This window comes from Microbacterium arborescens (assembly GCF_030369635.1).
Taxonomy (GTDB): Bacteria; Actinomycetota; Actinomycetes; order Actinomycetales; family Microbacteriaceae; genus Microbacterium.
Genome location: NZ_CP128474.1, coordinates 1,847,521 through 1,864,550 on the forward strand (window position 1 = coordinate 1,847,521; position 17,030 = coordinate 1,864,550).

Annotated in this window: 16 protein-coding genes; 8 read left to right on the forward strand and 8 right to left on the reverse strand. The window is 70.5% G+C overall.

The window, feature by feature from the left end; all coding sequences use genetic code 11:
• Positions 1-16 precede the first annotated feature (16 nt).
• Positions 17-1,447 carry an aminopeptidase P family protein gene (locus QUC20_RS08795; protein ID WP_289329622.1) on the forward strand — a complete coding sequence of 477 codons (1,431 nt, stop codon included), beginning with the start codon at positions 17-19 and terminating at the stop codon, positions 1,445-1,447.
• A 62-nt stretch (positions 1,448-1,509) separates the two neighbouring features.
• Positions 1,510-3,231 (forward strand): gamma-glutamyltransferase family protein, encoded by a 1,722-nt coding sequence (locus QUC20_RS08800; protein WP_289331499.1) that lies wholly within the window; start codon positions 1,510-1,512, stop codon positions 3,229-3,231.
• A 16-nt stretch (positions 3,232-3,247) separates the two neighbouring features.
• Here QUC20_RS08800 and QUC20_RS08805 read toward each other — a convergent pair whose 3' ends face one another.
• Both QUC20_RS08805 and QUC20_RS08810 read right to left on the reverse strand, forming a co-directional pair.
• Complete coding sequence (locus QUC20_RS08805) at positions 3,248-3,934, reverse strand: alpha/beta hydrolase family protein (protein ID WP_289329623.1); 687 nt, start codon at positions 3,932-3,934, stop codon at positions 3,248-3,250.
• On the reverse strand, positions 3,931-4,662 hold the full coding sequence (locus QUC20_RS08810) for a YflT domain-containing protein (RefSeq protein ID WP_289329624.1): 732 nt from the start codon (positions 4,660-4,662) through the stop codon (positions 3,931-3,933). Before QUC20_RS08810 ends, QUC20_RS08805 begins: the two co-directional genes overlap by 4 nt.
• Before the next feature lie 51 nt (positions 4,663-4,713).
• Here QUC20_RS08810 and QUC20_RS08815 point away from each other — a divergent pair, with 51 nt between their 5' ends.
• Genes QUC20_RS08815 through QUC20_RS08825 form a run of 3 tightly spaced genes read left to right on the forward strand, consistent with a single transcriptional unit; the run spans position 4,714 to position 7,651 of the window.
• On the forward strand, positions 4,714-5,985 hold the full coding sequence (locus QUC20_RS08815; RefSeq protein ID WP_120262512.1) for a magnesium transporter MgtE N-terminal domain-containing protein: 1,272 nt from the start codon (positions 4,714-4,716) through the stop codon (positions 5,983-5,985).
• Positions 5,985-6,518: a DUF1003 domain-containing protein gene (locus tag QUC20_RS08820; protein WP_120262511.1), complete on the forward strand. Its 534-nt coding sequence runs from the start codon at positions 5,985-5,987 to the stop codon at positions 6,516-6,518. Before QUC20_RS08815 ends, QUC20_RS08820 begins: the two co-directional genes overlap by 1 nt.
• On the forward strand, positions 6,515-7,651 hold the full coding sequence (locus tag QUC20_RS08825) for an Mrp/NBP35 family ATP-binding protein (RefSeq protein WP_289329625.1): 1,137 nt from the start codon (positions 6,515-6,517) through the stop codon (positions 7,649-7,651). Before QUC20_RS08820 ends, QUC20_RS08825 begins: the two co-directional genes overlap by 4 nt.
• Here QUC20_RS08825 and QUC20_RS08830 read toward each other — a convergent pair whose 3' ends face one another.
• Positions 7,652-8,047: a twin-arginine translocase TatA/TatE family subunit gene (locus QUC20_RS08830; protein ID WP_120262509.1), complete on the reverse strand. Its 396-nt coding sequence runs from the start codon at positions 8,045-8,047 to the stop codon at positions 7,652-7,654.
• Positions 8,048-8,118: 71 nt separating this feature from the next.
• Between QUC20_RS08830 and QUC20_RS08835 the strand changes: the two genes are divergently transcribed.
• Positions 8,119-8,754 (forward strand): O-methyltransferase, encoded by a 636-nt coding sequence (locus tag QUC20_RS08835; protein WP_120262508.1) that lies wholly within the window; start codon positions 8,119-8,121, stop codon positions 8,752-8,754.
• Between the two features lie 68 nt (positions 8,755-8,822).
• On the opposite strand, the gene QUC20_RS08840 is transcribed toward QUC20_RS08835, so the two are convergent.
• From QUC20_RS08840 to dapE, 3 genes are all read right to left on the reverse strand, one after another.
• Positions 8,823-8,996: a DUF3117 domain-containing protein gene (locus tag QUC20_RS08840; RefSeq protein WP_023950528.1), complete on the reverse strand. Its 174-nt coding sequence runs from the start codon at positions 8,994-8,996 to the stop codon at positions 8,823-8,825.
• Positions 8,997-9,069: 73 nt separating this feature from the next.
• Positions 9,070-10,275 carry a hypothetical protein gene (locus QUC20_RS08845; protein ID WP_289329626.1) on the reverse strand — a complete coding sequence of 402 codons (1,206 nt, stop codon included), beginning with the start codon at positions 10,273-10,275 and terminating at the stop codon, positions 9,070-9,072.
• A gap of 10 nt (positions 10,276-10,285) precedes the next feature.
• The gene (dapE, locus tag QUC20_RS08850) at positions 10,286-11,362 is read right to left on the reverse strand and encodes a succinyl-diaminopimelate desuccinylase (RefSeq protein WP_289329627.1); all 1,077 of its coding nucleotides are present in this window, start codon (positions 11,360-11,362) and stop codon (positions 10,286-10,288) included.
• 44 nt (positions 11,363-11,406) lie between these two features.
• Here dapE and dapD point away from each other — a divergent pair, with 44 nt between their 5' ends.
• Positions 11,407-12,357, forward strand: coding sequence for a 2,3,4,5-tetrahydropyridine-2,6-dicarboxylate N-succinyltransferase (gene dapD / locus QUC20_RS08855; protein WP_289329628.1), 951 nt, complete (start codon positions 11,407-11,409; stop codon positions 12,355-12,357).
• A 29-nt stretch (positions 12,358-12,386) separates the two neighbouring features.
• On the opposite strand, the gene QUC20_RS08860 is transcribed toward dapD, so the two are convergent.
• A complete protein-coding gene (locus QUC20_RS08860; RefSeq protein WP_289329629.1) occupies positions 12,387-13,994 on the reverse strand; it encodes an L-lactate permease in 1,608 nt (535 codons plus the stop codon).
• A gap of 93 nt (positions 13,995-14,087) precedes the next feature.
• Here QUC20_RS08860 and ppk2 point away from each other — a divergent pair, with 93 nt between their 5' ends.
• Entirely contained in the window at positions 14,088-14,888 is an 801-nt protein-coding gene (ppk2, locus tag QUC20_RS08865; RefSeq protein ID WP_259455161.1) for a polyphosphate kinase 2, read from the forward strand.
• A gap of 813 nt (positions 14,889-15,701) precedes the next feature.
• Here ppk2 and QUC20_RS08870 read toward each other — a convergent pair.
• Positions 15,702-16,994, reverse strand: a complete 1,293-nt coding sequence (locus QUC20_RS08870) for a citrate synthase (RefSeq protein WP_289329630.1) — start codon at positions 16,992-16,994, stop codon at positions 15,702-15,704.
• Positions 16,995-17,030: the final 36 nt, after the last annotated feature.

Here is a 17,030-nt window from a genome sequence, read left to right on the forward strand (position 1 = left end):
GTGCGAGACTGGATCCATGAGCACGAGCGAGACCACCGGAACCGAAACGCCCGCTAACGCGGCGGCTGCCTCCGACGCCCCCGCCGAGAACACCAACCGGCGTCAGCCGTTCCCGCAGGGCTTCCTCGACACCATCTCGCAGGGGTGGGCCGCGCGCATCGAGACGCCGACGACCGCGCGTGAGGTGGCGCGCTTCGCCGCGGCTCGCCGCGAGCGGCTCTCACGCGAGTTCCGGGGTCGGCGCCTGGTCATTCCGGCGGGTTCGCTCAAGCAGCGCTCGAACGACACCGACTACCCGTTCCGCGCGCATTCCGCGTTCTCGCATCTGACGGGATGGGGCAGCGACGCCGTGCCCGACTCGGTGCTCGTCTTCGAGCCCACCGAAGCCGGGCACGACGTCACGCTCTACCTCCGCGACCGCGCCGACCGGACCACCGCCGAGTTCTACGCCGATGCGGCCGTCGGCGAGTTCTGGATCGGGCCCCGCCCCGCGCTCGACGACGTCGCCGCAGATCTCGGCATCGCGACCGCGCACCTGGCCGACGTCGAGCTGCGCGCGGATGATCTCGTCCTCGACGCCGACGCGGACCTCACGCGGATGGTGTCGGAGCTCCGCCTCACGAAGGATGAGTACGAAGTCGATCAGATGCGGCTCGCGGTCGCCGCGACCGCCCGCGGCTTCGACGACATCGTCGCCGACCTCCCGCGCATCATCGCGACCCCGCGAGGCGAACGCGTCGTCGAAGGCGTCTTCCACCTGCGCGCACGCGCCGACGGCAACGGCGAGGGCTACGACACGATCGCCGCATCGGGACCGCACGCCTGCTACCTGCACTGGACACGCAACGACGGCCCGGTGGTGCCCGGCGACCTGATCCTCATCGATGCCGGCGTCGAGGTCGACAGCCTGTACACCGCCGACATCACGCGCACGATCCCCGTCTCCGGCCGGTTCACCGACATCCAGCGGCGCATCTACGAGACCGTGCGCGAGGCCGCCGACACCGCCTTCGCCGCCGCACGCCCGGGCGTGACGTTCCGCTCGATCCACGAGGCGGCGATGGGTGTGATCGCCGCCCGCGTCGCCGAGTGGGGTCTGCTCCCCGTGACGGCGGACGAGGCTCTCGACGCCGACCGTGGCGGCCAGCATCGCCGATACATGGTGCACGGCACGAGCCATCACCTCGGCATCGACGTCCACGACTGCGCCCAGGCACGCCGCGAGATGTACTACGACGGCGTCCTCGAAGCGGGGATGGTCTTCACGATCGAGCCGGGCCTGTACTTCCAGATCGACGACCTCACGGTGCCCGAGGAGTATCGCGGCATCGGCGTGCGCATCGAGGACGACATCCTCATGACCGAGAGCGGCCCGGTCAACCTCTCGGCCGACATCCCGCGCACCGCGGACGAGGTCGAGGCCTGGATCGCACGCTCCGCCTCGTGACCGCGCGCTTCTCGGCACCGCCGGCTCAGACGACCCGCCCGCTGCTGACCGGGAGCTTCGGGATGGCGGCCGCGACGCACTGGCTCGCGACCGCCACCGCCCAGGCGGTCCTCGAGCGCGGCGGCAACGCCTTCGACGCGGCGGTCGCGGGCGGCTTCGTCCTGCAGGTCGTGGAGCCCCACCTCAACGGCCCCGGCGGCGACCTCGTCGGGCTATTCCACGCCGCCGACGATGCGTCGCCCCGGGTGCTGATGGGACAAGGCCCCGCTCCGCAGCGCGCGACCATCGAACACTTCCGGGCAGAGGGCCTCGACACCGTTCCCGGCGCCGGCGCGCTCGCGGCCGCGGTCCCCGGCGCGGTCGACGCGTGGCTGATGCTGCTGCGCGACTATGGCACGTGGGAGCTCTCCGACATCCTGGCCTACGCGATCGGATATGCCCGTGACGGCCATCCGATCCTCGCTTCGGCCGCGGCGACGATCGAGCGCGTCGCGCAGCTCTTCCGCGACGAATGGCCCTCTTCTGCCGATCTGTGGTTGCCCGGCGGCGTCGCACCCCGGGCCGGCGACCTCGTCCGCAACCCGGCTCTGGCGACGGTCTTCGAGCGTCTCGCCGATGCGGGGCGGAACGCGGCGGACCGTGGCGAGCGCATCGAGGCGGCACGCTCCGAGTGGAAGACGGGACTCGTCGCCCAGGCAACGGCCGCGTTCGTCGCCCGGCCGCATCGCCATTCGACGGGCGGCCAGCACGCCGGAGTGATCGCCGAGGCCGATTTCGCCTCCTTCTCGGCAGGATACGAGGAGCCCCTCACCGCGGTCTTCCGCGGGCGGACGATCGTCAAGGCGGGCGGCTGGACGCAGGGACCGGCGCTGCTGGAGGCCATCGCCCTGCTCGATCCCTTCCCCGACGACCGCCTCGACCCGGCGACGCCGGAGGGCGCCCACACGATCATCGAGGCGCTGAAGCTCGCCCTCGCCGACCGTGATGCCCATTTCGGTGACGACAGCGCGATCGCCGGCATCCTCGATCCCGCGTTCCTGGCCGATCGTCGCGCTCAGCTGCTGCCGGAGGCATCCCGTGAGTGGCGCCCGGGCACCCTGCCGGGCCGGGCGCCGCACCGCCCGCCGCTCGTGCGCCCCGACGGCACGAGCGTCGCCGGCACGGGCGAGCCGACCGTCGGCCGCGCCGGTGAGACGCGCGGCGACACCTGCCACATCGACGTCGTCGACCGATGGGGCAACATCATCTCGGTGACGCCGTCGGGCGGCTGGCTGCAGTCGTCTCCCACCATTCCGGAGCTCGGGTTCGCCCTCGGCACGCGTCTGCAGATGACCTGGCTGGACGAGACGTCGCCCGCCGCGCTGCGGCCCGGTGCCCGCCCCCGCACGACCCTCTCCCCGACGCTGGTGATGACCGGCGACCGGACGGACATCGCGATGGGAACGCCCGGGGGCGATCAGCAGGACCAATGGCAGCTGCCGATGCTGCTGCGCATGATCGTCGGCGGGTGGGACGCGCAATCGGCGATCGACGCGCCGACTCTGCACACCACGTCGATGATCGACTCGTTCTGGCCCCGCACCTGGACTCCCGCCGGAGTCGTGATGGAGGACCGCCTCGGTGAAAAGGTGGCCGCGGGACTCCGAGCGCGCGGACACGATGTCACGCAGGTCGGACCGTGGGCCCTCGGGCGTCTCTCCGCCGTCGGCATCGACCGTGCGCGCGGGCTGCTCTGGGCCGCGGCGAACCCGCGCGGGATGCAGGGCTACGCGGCGGGCCGGTGACCCCGAACGTCCGCCGTCAGACCTTCAGGCGGCGCAGGGCGCGCGGCATGACCAGCTCCGCCGTGCTCGCACCGACCTCGGCTGCGTCGCGTTTGCGCCCCGCGATCTCGAATGAGTGACGGGCGCCCTCGATCCAGACCAGCTCGGCGTCGGCGCACGTCGCCACGACCGCCTCGAGATCGGCGAGCGGCTCGACGAACGGGTCGCGGGTACCCGACACGAACAGCTGCGGCGCCGCGATAGCGGGAAGGTGCTCCGCGCGGGGGCGGTCGGGTCTGCCGGGCGCGTGGAGGGGATAGCCGAGGTAGATCAGCATCGCCGGATCGATCGCTCCGACGGAGGCTGCCATCGACGCCATCCGGCCGCCGTACGACTTGCCTACAGCAACGATCGGCACACCGGGGCGGGCGTCGGCGACCGCCCGGTGGACAGCCGTCCACGACGCGATGGCGTCGCCTGCAGCACCGGGAAGCCGGCGACCCGCCACGACGTAGGGGAACGGGAAGCGGACGACCTCGAGCCCGGCCGCCGCGCCCGCGCGGGCGAAGCCGTACAGGAACGGGTGATCCGGCCCGGCACCGGCGCCGTGCGCGAGGATCATCACCGCGCGGGGACGGACCGCGCCCGCTCGTGCAGCGCCGTCGTGCCGGAGTGATAGGTCGATGGTCCCGGCCGCGACGTCGACCGGAACCGCGTCGATCATCGCTGCGGTTCGGTCGACGGGGGTTCGGGCGTGCCCGGAGTCGAGGGTCCGGGGGCCTCGCCGCCGGGCACCGGGCCCACGGCGGGCGGCAGCGGCGCATCGGACGGCGCGGATGCGGGCGAGCCCGACGGCGGCGCTGCTGGGCTGCCCTCCGGCACCGCCGGCCCGGGAGCGGGCCGGTCGCCCGACGGGGCCGGCGCGGGGTCGATGCGCTCACCGTAGCGGGGCGGACCGTCCGGCACCGGCACGGCGGGCGTCGCAGGGCGCGCCGCGGAGACGTTGAGCGCGCCCCGGGCGCGATGGATGCTGTTCGCCTGGACCGTGACCTCGTAGTGGTCGGCGACGACCTGAGTCACCGAGGCGAAGTCGCGCCGCCGACGGACGAGGGCGAACATCACGAGGCTCATCATCATGCCGATGGCGACGCCCACGAGCATCACCCCGAGGAAGAGCTGGATGGCGGCATCCGGTGTTCCGAAGACGAAGATGAGCGAGAAGATCAACCCGAGGAGGATGCCGTTGATCGCCCCGGTGCGCGCCGCGGTGGCGTAGCCGAGGCGGCCCGTCACGGTCTCGACCGACCGCAGGCCATAGCCGACGATCGCGATCTCACGCGCCGGGATGTCGGCCGAGATGAGGGTCGACACCGCCTTCTGCGCGGCCTCGTACGAGGCGTACTCGGCGACCTTCTCACCCGTGATCGCGGGCGTCCCGCCCATCATGCTCATTCCGTCATTGTGTCACGGGCCACCTTTGCGGTCGCCGACTACGCTGGAGCGGTGAGTACGCAGAGGGTTTTCGTCGCGCGCCTGGTCGGGTGCGTCGTGTTCGATCCCGCAGGCGACCGTCTGGGCAAGGTCCGCGATGTCGTCGTCATCTTCCGCAAATCGGACCCTCCGCGCGTCATCGGCCTCGTCGTCGAGATCCCGGGCAGGCGCCATGTCTTCCTCTCCATCGGACGCGTGACCTCGATCGCGACCGGACAGGTGATCACGACCGGCCTCATCAACGTCCGGCGGTTCCAGCAGCGCGGCGGCGAGGTGCGGGTCATGGCCGAGCTCCTCGGCCGCAAGGTCTACCTCCGTGACGGATCCGGCGGTGCGGTCATCGAGGACGTCGCGATCGAGCGGAACCGGCTCGGCGATTGGGACATCGGGCAGCTCTTCCTGCGTCGCCCGAAGACGAGCGCGTCGCCGTTCGCCAAAGGTCCGACGACCTTCGCCTCCTGGGGCGACGTCCGCGAGGACCAGTCGTCGGGCGCCGCGCAGTCGGCCGAGCAGCTGGTCGCGACCTACTCGGAGCTCAAACCAGCCGACCTCGCCAACACGCTGCTCGACCTTCCGGAGGAACGACTGCTCGAGGTCGCCGAGGAGCTCCCCGACGAGCGGCTCGCCGACGCCCTCGAGGAGATGCCCGAAGACGAGCAGGTGCACATCCTCGAACGGCTCGGCGACGAGCGCGCCGCCGACATCCTCGACGCCATGGAGCCCGACGACGCCGCAGACCTCCTCGGTCAGCTGCCGGAAGGCCGTATCGAGCAACTCCTCGACCTCATGGAGCCCGAAGAGGCGGAGGACGTCCGTGCCCTGCTGGAGTACGGCCCCGACACGGCGGGCGGTCTCATGACGAGCGATCCGATCGTCCTGTCCGCCGAGGCGACGGTTGCCGAGGCACTGGCCCTCATCCGCCGACACGAGCTCCACCCCGCCCTCGCGGCATCCGTCTTCGTGACGCTTCCGCCCTACGAGACGCCGACGGGTCGCCTCCTCGGGACCGTGCACTTCCAGCGGATGCTGCGCTACCCCCCGCACGAGAGGCTCGGCGCCATCATCGACGACACGGTCGACCCGGTCGCCGCGTCGTCGTCGGCGGCCGAGGTTGCGCGCATGCTCGCCAGCTACAACCTCGTCTCGGTGCCGGTCGTCGACCAAGCCCGCCGGCTCGTCGGCGTCGTGAGCGTCGACGATGTGCTCGATCACCTGCTCCCCGACGACTGGCGGTCGCAGGACGTCGAGCCGCAGGATGCCGCAGCGATGCGGGGGCGCCGCTGATGCCCCGCTCGTCGAAGACCCCGTCGCTCGAAGCGCCCCGCGGGCGTCGCAGCGGTGTGACCGGCGTCCTGGGCCAGCGCACGTCGCAGCCGTCGCGAGACCGCTTCGGACGCTTCACGGAGTGGATCGCCCGAGCCATGGGAACACCGGGCTTCCTCGTCGGGCTATCGCTCTTCTGCGCCGCGTGGCTCGCCTGGAACACGCTCATGCCCGTCGAGCTTCGATTCGACTCGGCGGCGAACGGCTTCACGGCGCTGACCCTGATGCTCTCGTTGCAGGCCTCATACGCAGCGCCACTGATCCTGCTCGCGCAGAACCGTCAGGACGACCGCGACCGCGTCCAGATCGAACAGGACCGCCAGCGCGCCGAGCGCAACCTCGCCGACACCGAGTACCTCGCTCGCGAGGTCGTCGCTCTGCGCATGGCGATCTCCGACCTCACCGACGGGCTCGTCACGAAGGAGACTCTGCGTGCCGAGCTCCGGACGGCACTGGACCGCCTCGAGTCCGACGAGCGACCGGACGCACGATGAGCGCGGACGCCGTCCGCGCGGCCGTCGCCGCCGTGCGCGACCCCGAACTGCGCAAGCCCCTGGGCGAGCTCGACATGGTGCGCGACATCGCCGTCGAGGGCGGGCATGCCCGTGTCGGCATCGCCCTGACGATCGTCGGGTGTCCCGCCGCGGACCGCATCGAGCGCGATGTGCGCGAGGCCGCCCTGTCCGCAGCCGGCATCGACACGGTGTCGGTCGACGTGGGTGTCATGACGCCGGCTGAGCGTGCGGCCCTGACGGAGCGTCTGCGCGGCGGCAGGACGGCCCGCGAGAACCCCTTCGGCCCCGATTCGCTCACGCGCGTCATCGCGATCACGAGCGGCAAGGGCGGCGTCGGCAAGTCGACGCTCACCGCGAACCTCGCCGTCGCCCTCACCCAGCGAGGTCTCGCCGTCGGGCTCATCGACGCCGACGTGCACGGCTTCTCCATCCCCGCGCTGCTCGGTCTCGTCGACACCGACGGTCTGCCGCCGCAGCCGACGCGTATCGACGGACTCATGGTCCCGCCCATCGCCCACGACGTCCGGACGATCTCGATCGGCATGTTCCTGCCGCGCGATCAGAAGGCCCCCGGCGCGGTCGCGTGGCGCGGCCCGATGCTGCACCGCACCGTCTCGCAGTTCCTCACCGACGTGTACTTCGGCGACATCGACGTGCTCCTCATCGACATGCCTCCCGGCACCGGCGACGTGGCGATCAGCGTCGGGCAGCTGCTCCCCCACGCCGAGGTCGTGGTCGTCACGACCCCGCAGTCGGCAGCAGCCGACGTCGCCGTCCGCAGCGGCTTGGTGGCCCGGCAGACCGGCCAACGCGTGATCGGGGTGATCGAGAACATGTCGGCCATGACGCTGCCCGACGGCACATCGCTCGACCTCTTCGGCAGTGGCGGCGGCACCCGTGTGGCTGAGGCGCTGTCGGCGGACCAGCCGGTGCCGCTGCTCGGCTCCGTACCTCTCAGTCCGGCCCTGCGCAGCGATGCCGACGGCGGAGTGCCGGTCGTCGTCGCGCATCCCGACGACCCGTCCGCGGCCGCCATCACGAGCATCGCGGCGAGCATCGCGCGCGGAGGACGCGAGCTGAGCGGTCGTCCCTTGCCCCTGCGGGTCGGCTGATCAGGTCGCTTCGTCGTCGAAGGGCACCGCGGCGCCCCGTTCGAAGCGCTTCGCCGCCTCGCCTGCGGCATCCATCCCCACGGCGGTCGCGGTGCTGATGGCGGCTCCGGCTGCGGCGGCCCGCACCGTGGGCACGGGCGCGTCTTCGAGCAGGGCATCGCGGATGATGCGCCGCGGGTCGTACTGGCGCGGGTCGAGCTTGCGCCACTCGACGTCGGAGAAGTCTTCGCCCATCTCGTCCTTGACGCGGTCCTTCGCGCCGTTGACCCAGTCGCGGGCCCGCACCGTGAACCGCGCGAGCATCTCCGCGAGCTGCGGAAGGCGCTCGGGTCCGAGGAGCAGGACAGCGGCGACCCCGATGAGGATGAGCTTGTCCCCGTCTAGGCCGAAGAACATGACCCCAGATTACCCGTGCGCCTCAGCGGCCGGAGCCATCTGCACACCTACGCTGGAACCAGGAGGAATGCATGGGTGATCAGGAAGCGATCCGCAGGTTCGCGATGGAGGCGACGGTGGAGCCGGAGCACATCGCTCGCGCGCGCGCACACGCCCTCGAGATCGGCGCCGCCCCGATCAGCCCTCCGGTGGGTGCGCAGTGCGCTGTCCTCGCCGCGGCGACGGGCGCGCTGAACATCGTGGAGATCGGCACGGGCGGCGGCGTGTCGGCGCTGTGGCTGCTGCACGGGTCGCCGCGCGCGACTCTGACCACGATCGACATCGAGCCGGAGCACCTCGCCGTCGCCCGGCAGTCGTTCACCGAGGCGAGAGTCCCCCCCGCTCGCGCACGCTTCATCACCGGCCGCGCCGCCGACGTGCTCCCCCGCATGAACGAGGCGTCGTACGACATCGTCCTCGTCGACGCGGATGCAGACGGCGTCATCGAGTACGTCGAGCACGGGCTCCGGCTCGTGCGCCCGGGCGGAATGGTCCTCGTCCCGCGTGTGCTGGCCGGTGGCTCCGTCGCCGACCCCGTGCGACGCGACGAGATCACCCGCGCCTACCGCTCTCTCATCCACGAGACCCAGTCCTCGCCCGCCGTCCTCGGCGCCCTCTCGATCGTGGGCGAAGGACTGCTGCAGCTCACGACGGTGTCCGCCCCCTGACCGCACTCTCTGCGCTCACGCGAAACGGCCGGCCCCAGGGGGACCGGCCGTTTCGCGTGGCATCGTCGTCAGGCGGCGCCGACGACTCCGCTCAGCACGCTGTGGAGTTCCTTGGCCTCTTCATCATTGACCGAGACGACCAGACGCCCTCCGCCTTCGAGGGGGACACGCACGATGATCAGGCGCCCCTCCTTCACGGCCTCCATCGGTCCGTCTCCGGTTCGCGGCTTCATGGCTGCCATCGCGGCTCCCTTTCGTCATGAGGACTACCTGAAGAGTTTATCGTGCAGCGCAGGCAGGGCGCGGACACGCGCCTCAGGGAATCTGAGCGAAGGTGCTCCCGAGCGCATACATCGTGTAGATCCACCACCATTGCGCCGCGATCCCGAGGAGCAGCACCCCGATCCGCCACCAGCGTGCGCGCGGCACGGCGACGGCTCCCCAGAGCGGAGACAGGGGTACGAGCAGACGGAAGGTGCTCGACTGCGGGAAGAACACCGCAAGCAGATAGAGCAGGTACGCGCCGGACCAGAGGCGGATCGGCACACCCAGCCGCTTCACTCGGCGGTCGGCGACGATGAGCGCAGTCGCGAGGACGACGATCGTCGTGAGCCCGGCCAGGCACGCCCAGGCGGGGACGCCCCATATGCCCGCCCACAGGACGGCTGCCTGTACCGTGCCGTCGAAGGGCATGAAGCCGCCGTGATCTCCGACCCACGATCGTCGCCACGCGAGCTCGGTCTGCAGGTACGCCCCTGCCTCTCCTGTCACGACGCCGGTGATGACGGGCCATGCGAAGCCGTACACGGCGGCCAGCAGCCCGTTCGCCACGATGTGGACGACCTCGCGCGGCGGCAGCTCATCGCCGGCACGCCGCGACCAACGCCAGATACCGTACAGGGCGAGCATGAGCGAGAAGGCGAGCACGCCCGGCCTCGTGAAGGCCATGAGCGGGATCCAGAGATACAGCAGCCACCACCGGCGGCGCTCGACGGCGAGCAGGGCGAGCAATAGCCAGAGCTGGAAGAGCGACTCGGCGTAGCCGAGCTGGAAGAGGGCCGCCATGGGTCCCGCGAAGCTGAAGAAGGCGACCGCCCACATGGCCGCCGACCGGCCGATCCGTCGCCGCAACAGGGCGAACAGGACGAGGCACGCGAGATACCCCGCCACCGCCGACACCAGCGGCGCGGCGACCGGGAACCCGCCGACGATCCAGCCCACGGTGCCCGTGACCAGCGGGTACACCGGCATGAACGCCCACGCGTTCTGGGCGACGTTACCCGCGGCGTCGAGCGGCAGTTCAGTGGGATACCCGCTGAACGCGATGAGCCAGTACCACTGGGCGTCCCAGCCCATCGTCAGCGTGCCGAGCGTCGCATCCGCTCCGAACCGCGATTGTGGACCGCTCAGCTCGGCCGCCCCGAGGAGGAAGGCGGTGGTCACGGCCCGCGAGGCGAGATAGACCAACGCGATCGCGGCAGCGGCGGGCAGCGCGATCGCGGCGCGGCGCAGCGATCTCATGCTCGAGGCGTCACCGCCGGGTGAGCCAGGTGCGCAGGCCGCGCTCGACGGCATCGATCTGCGCGAGCGGCACCCGCTCCTGGTCGTGGTGCGCGAGCGAGGGATCGCCGGGGCCGTAGTTGACCGCCGGCACCCCGAGCGCCGAGAAGCGCGCGACATCGGTCCAGCCGTACTTGGGACGGGGCTCCGCACCCACGGCCGCGACGAACTCTTGCGCGAGGGGCGCGTCGAGCCCGGGCCGTGCCCCTCCCGCGAGGTCGACCACCTCGACGTCGAATCCGGCGAAGAAGTCGCGGATGATCTCCACCGCCTGGTCAGGGGTGCGGCTCGGCGCGAAACGGTAATTGACCTCGACCTCGCACAGGTCGGGGATGACGTTGCCGGCGATGCCGCCCGAGATCCGCACGGCGTTCAACCCCTCGCGGTAGACGAGACCTTCGACCTCGACGTCCTCCGGGGTGTGGTCGGCCAGACGTTGCAGGATGGGTGCCGCGTGGTGGATCGCATTGTCGCCGATCCACGCCCGGGCACTGTGGGAACGCACGCCGCGCGTCCGTACGACGGCCCGCAGGTTGCCGTTGCATCCCCCCTCGACCTGGCCGTTGGAGGGCTCTCCGAGGATGGCGAAGTCGCCGGCGAACACGTCGGGCCGGTTCGCCGCCAGGCGTGTCAGGCCGTTCAGCTCAGCCGCGACCTCCTCGTGGTCGTACCACATCCACGTGATGTCGACGCGCGGCTCGACGAGTTCGGCGGCGAGCTTCAGCTGCACCGCGACGCCTGCCTTCATGTCGACGGTCCCTCTCCCCCACAGGAACGGCTCCCCCTCGTCGACGATCTCGCGCACGGGGAGGTTGTCGTTGATCGGCACCGTGTCGATGTGGCCCGCGATGACGACGCGCTGCGCGCGGCCGAGCTGCGTCCGAGCCACGATCGTGTCGCCGTCGCGGAAGACCTCGAGGTGCTCCAAGGGCGACACCGCTGCGAAGATCGCGTCGGCGAGGGTGGTCTCGTCATCCGACACGCTCGGGATGTCGCAGACGGCCCGGGTCAGATCGGCGCTGGAGACGGTCAGATCGAGCTCAGGCATGCCGCCGATTCTATCGGCGACCGCCGCACCGATAATCTGGGGGCATGAGCGAACGGTGGGCATGGGGCGTAGGACTCGCGACCTCGAGCAGCGACGGCACGACACTCGACACCTGGTTCCCGGAACCCGCGCTCGGCACGCCCGCGGCCGCCGAATCCGCAGCCGCCATGGTCACCTGGGCCCCGCTGGCCGCAGACGACGAGCGCCGCGGCGTGACGGTCGAGGCTGTCACCGTCTCCGTCGACCTCGATGCGGCGCCCGCCTCGACCCCCGACGCCTACCTGCGTCTGCACGTCATCTCGCACCGCCTCGCCGCGCCGAACACGGTCAACCTCGACGGCATCTTCGGGCACCTGCCCATCGTCGCGTGGACCACCGCCGGACCGATGCACCCCGACGAGGCGACGCGCCGCCGTCCGCTGCTGCAGCGCGACGGCATCCAGGTGCACAGCCTCGACAAGTTCCCGCGTCTGCTGGATTACGTCACCCCTCCCGGGGTGCGTATCGCCGATGCATCTCGCGTGCGCCTCGGCGCCCACCTGGCTCCGGGAACCACCGTGATGCACGAGGGGTTCGTCAACTTCAACGCCGGCACCCTCGGCGCCTCGATGGTCGAAGGGCGCATCTCGCAGGGCGTGGTCGTCGGCGACGGCAGCGACATCGGCGGCGGCGCGTCGATCATGGGCACGCTCTCCGGGGGCGGCAGCCACCGCGTGTCGATCGGACGCCGCACACTTCTCGGCGCGAACGCCGGCATCGGGATCTCGCTCGGCGACGACTGCGTCGTCGAGGCCGGGCTCTACGTCACCGCGGGTTCGAAGATCGTGCTCGCCGACGAGCCGGTCACGGCGTCGGGTGAGCGCCCGAGCGTCAAGGGTGCCGACCTCTCCGGCCGGGACGGCATCCTCTTCCGCCGCAACTCGCTCACGGGCGCCGTCGAAGCCGTGCGCCGAGCCGGTGTCGGCGTCACCCTCAACGAGGTCCTGCACGCCTGATCGCCCGACTGCCCGGCACGCGCCGCGGCTCAGACCAGCAGCACGGACAGCAGCCCGCCCCACAGGCAGACGACGGCGAGCATTCCGAGGCTGTACCAGAGCGACGCGCGGAGGATCTCGGATTCGCGCCCGGCAAGACCGACGGCGCCGGCGGCGATCGCGATCGACTGCGGTGAGATGACCTTCGCCGCGGTACCGCCCGCGGTGTTCGCCGCGACCAGCAGCGCCGGGTCGACCGCGATCTGCTCGGCCGTGGCCACCTGGAGCGGTGCGAACAGGGTGTTGTTGTTGACGACCGAACCCGTCAGGAACACCCCGATCCAGCCGATGATGGGTGCGAGCAGCGGGAAGAGGGGCCCGACCGCGGCCAGCGCCGTCCCCATCGAGGCCGAGCCTCCGGAGTAGTTGGCGATGTTCGCGAGGGCGAGGATGATCGCGATGAGCAGCAGTGCGCGCCACAGTCCCCGCACCGTCTCTGCCAGCGTCCAGAGGAGGTCGCTCGCGCGCAGACGCGGCGTCGTGAGGAACGACACGATCACCGCCAGCAGAATGGCTGTCCCGGTCGCGTTGAGCGGCGTGAAACTCCATGCCGCTGTGACGACGTCGCCGGCAGGGGTCTGCACGCTGCCGGTGAGCCCGGGCATCGGAACCGACACGACGAGGGCCGACAAGGGGCCGCCCGCGGCGAAGAGGTTCTTGAACACCGGCAGGCTCCACACCAGGATGACGGCGGTCAGGATGTAGAACGGGCTCCACGCCGCCACCACCTCGCGCAGGCCCGCGTGGTGGGGCTCGGGCTCGGGCGCGTCGGCTTCGCGATGGACGCGACGAGGTTGCCACACCCGTCCGAGGAGGAAGAGAGCGACCATCGCTGCGAGTCCCGCGCCGAGGTCCGCCAGCTCGGGCCCGAGGAACCAGAGCACGCCCGCCTGCACGCCGCTGAAGACGATCGTCACCAGCACGGTAGCGGGCCAGGTCTCTCGCAACCCTCGGAGGCCGTCGAGGATGATCACGAGCAGGAATGGGATGAGGAGCGTGAGCGGCTGGAGGATGAGCACCATCGCGCGGGAGAGCTCCTGCACCTCGAGACCGCTGACCTGGGCGCCGACGATGACGGGGATGCCGATGGCGCCGTAGGCACCGGCGGCCGCGTTCGCGACCAGCGAGATCATCGCCGCACGCAGCGGGCGGAACCCGAGCTGCACCAGGAGAGCGGCGCAGATAGCGATCGGCACGCCGAAGCCGGCCGCGCCTTCGAGGAAGGCGCCGAACGAGAAGCTGATGAGCAGCACCTGGATGCGCTGGTCCGTCGAGATCCCGCCGATCGAGGATCGGATGACGTCGAATCGCCCGCTGGCGACGGCGAGCTTGTAGAGCCAGACCGCCATGACGATGATGTACGCGATCGGCCAGATCGCGGTGAGCAGGCCCAGCAGGCCCGCGCCTCCGACGGCGGTGAGCGGCATCCCGAATCCGAGTACGGCGACGAGCAGCTGCGCGACCAGGGCGATGACACCGGCGAGGATGCCGCTGAGGCGGAGACCCACGAGCGCGACGAGGAACACGACGATCGGGATCGCGGCGACCAGTGCCGACAGGGCGAGTGAGCCGAGCGGATCCGTCGTCTGCAACCACATACGTCGCTCCCCTGCTCGTCCGTCGCGGCCCACCCTAGACCGGGCCGGAGGCGCGCGCGAGGGGGGCGTATGCTCGCGTCAGGAGGTAGCCCGATGTCGGATCGATTGCCCAAGAAGGTCTACGAAACCGAGCTTCGACGACTCCAGGCGCAGCTCGTCGACATGCAGGCCTGGGTACAGGCCACCGGCGCGCGCATCGTCGTGATCTTCGAGGGACGCGATGCCGCGGGCAAGGGCTCGACGATCAAACGTGTCACCGAATATCTCAACCCTCGGGTCGCGCGCATCGTCGCCCTCCCCGCGCCCACCGAGCGCGAACGGACGCAGTGGTACTTCCAGCGCTACGTCGCGCATCTGCCCGCCGCGGGCGAGATCGTCCTCATGGACCGGTCGTGGTACAACCGCGCCGGGGTCGAGCGCGTCATGGGCTACTGCACGAACGAGGAGTATCACCGGTTCCTGCACCAGGCGCCGATCTTCGAGCGGATGCTCGTCGAAGACGGCATCCTGCTGCTGAAGTACTGGTTCAGCGTGTCGGACGTCGAGCAGGAGAAGCGGTTCCGCTCGCGCAACGAGGATCCGATGCGGCGCTGGAAGCTCTCCCCCAACGACGTGCTATCGATCACGAAGTGGGAAGACTACTCGCGCGCGAAGGACACGATGTTCGTCCACACCGACATCCCCGAGGCGCGGTGGCACGAGGTCGACAACGAAGACAAACGGCGCGGACGGATCAACATGATCCACCACCTTCTCGCGCAGATTCCCTACGAGGTCGTCGAGAGGCCCGAGATCGAGATCCCGCCGCGTCCGCCGTCCGGCGGTTACGAGCGGCCCCCGCAACAGCTCGACGGCTACGTCCCCGATTACGCGGCGACCCTGCTCGAGCACTGACACGATAGGCGCGCGGCCCTCGAGCGGGAGGAGCCGTGCCGTCGGCAGGCTCACCCGCGTCCCTCGCCCCCGCCGAGCGCGATTGCGGCTGGCCAGCCTGTCAACGGGACGGCATCGTCACAGACGGCCGACGTGCGGCATCGCACCTCAGCAGCCTCGGTGCTGAGGCACACTCGGGTGACCGTTCGGCCGACGGGCGCGATAGTCCGTGCCGCCGACAGGATGACGCTCGCTGGCCGTCGCTGCGGGGCTGGCATCCGGACGATCAACCTGTCCACGGGCGGGACGGGACAGGAGGGGATCGAGCCGCGCGGCAGCACCGGAGGGGCGCGACCGGTCCCGCCGAGCGCGGCCCGGATATCAGTGGCCGGCGCCGGGCGATCAGGAGCCGGCGCGGGGGGCAGGCGTCCCGCCGGGCCCGAGGCGTGCTGTTCCGGCGATGCGGCGGTGGCCGGAAGCCCCACCAACAGGCTGGGTCCCGCCGGCAGGCTGAATCCCGCCGGCAGGCTGAAGTGACGACAAGGCCGTCCGGCGCGCTCAGCGACGGCATCAAGCCTGTCAACGGCACGCGGACGCGGAGACAAGACCCCCCGCGGGCACGAGACCACGGGCCCCGCGCCTCAAACCCGACAGGGCGCGACAGCGGGCGCGGAACGCAGAACCCCAACGGTACGCGGCCCGTCGGCCCAGAGCTCCGCGGGGAGTGAGGCGCCTGTCTGCGAGTCGGCGAGGCAGATGAGCTCTCAGGTGCGCCGGGGTGCTCGAAGCGGGGCGCGAGACCGGCGAGCCGATCAGCCGAGGTCGGCCGACCGATCAGGAGGTGGGGTAGTCCCGTTCCGCCGAGCCGACGTACAGCTGCTGCGGACGCCCGATCTTGGTCTGCGGGTCGTTCTGCATCTCTCGCCAGTGAGCGAGCCAGCCGGGCAGACGGCCGATCGCGAACAGCGGGGTGAACATGCGGGTCGGGAAACCCATCGCCTTGTAGATGACGCCCGTGTAGAAGTCGACGTTCGGGTACAGACGGCGCTCGCGGAAGTAGTCGTCGCTCAGGGCGATCTCCTCGAGCTCCTTCGCGAGGTCGAGCAGCGGATCGACGACGCCGAGCTCGTTGAGCACCTCGTCGGCCGACTCCTTGACGAGCTTCGCGCGCGGGTCGTAGTTCTTGTAGACGCGGTGACCGAAGCCCATGAGCTTGACCCCGTCTTCCTTGTTCTTCACGCGGGCTACGAACCGCTCGACGCTCTCGCCCGAATCACGGATGCGGGCGAGCATGTCGAGCACGGCCTCGTTCGCGCCGCCGTGCAGCGGGCCGTAGAGAGCATTGATCCCCGCGGAGATCGACGAGAACTGGTTCGCGCCGGTCGAACCGACCAAGCGCACCGTCGAGGTCGACGCGTTCTGCTCGTGGTCCTCATGCAGGATGAGCAGACGCTCGAGCGCCCGCGAGACGACGGGGTTGACCTCGTAGTCCTCGGCCATCACACCGAAGTTCAGGCGCAGGAAGTTGTCGACGAAGCTCAGCGAGTTGTCGGGATACAGGAAGGCCTGGCCGACGCTCTTCTTGTGGGCGTATGCGGCGATGACCGGCAGCTTCGCCAGGAGCCGAACCGTGTTGAGCTCGACGTGCTCCGGGTTGTTCGGGTCGGACTGGTCCTCGTAGTACGTCGACAGTGCCGCCGTAGCGGCGGAGAGCACCGACATCGGGTGCGCCGTGTGCGGGAGCGACGAGAAGAAGCGCTTCAGGTCTTCGTGCAGCAGCGTGTGGCGACGGATGCGGTCGTCGAAGTCGGCGAGCTCGTCGGCCGTCGGAAGGTCGCCGTACAGCAGCAGCCACGCCACCTCGAGGTAGGTCGAGTGCTTGGCGATCTGCTCGATCGGGTAGCCGCGGTAGCGCAGGATGCCCTGATCGCCGTCGATGTAGGTGATCGCCGAGCGTGTCGCGGCGGTGTTGACGAAACCGTAGTCGAGGCTCGTGTGGCCCGTCTGCTTTGTGAACGTCGAGAAGTCGACGCTCGGAACTCCGTCGGTTCCGTGCAGCACCGGCAATTCGGCGGTGCGGTCACCGATGGTGACGGTGGCCTTCTGCGGGGTGCCCGTGTCGTTCACGAAGCCTCCTTGCGATCGTCCGGTGCGGTCATTACA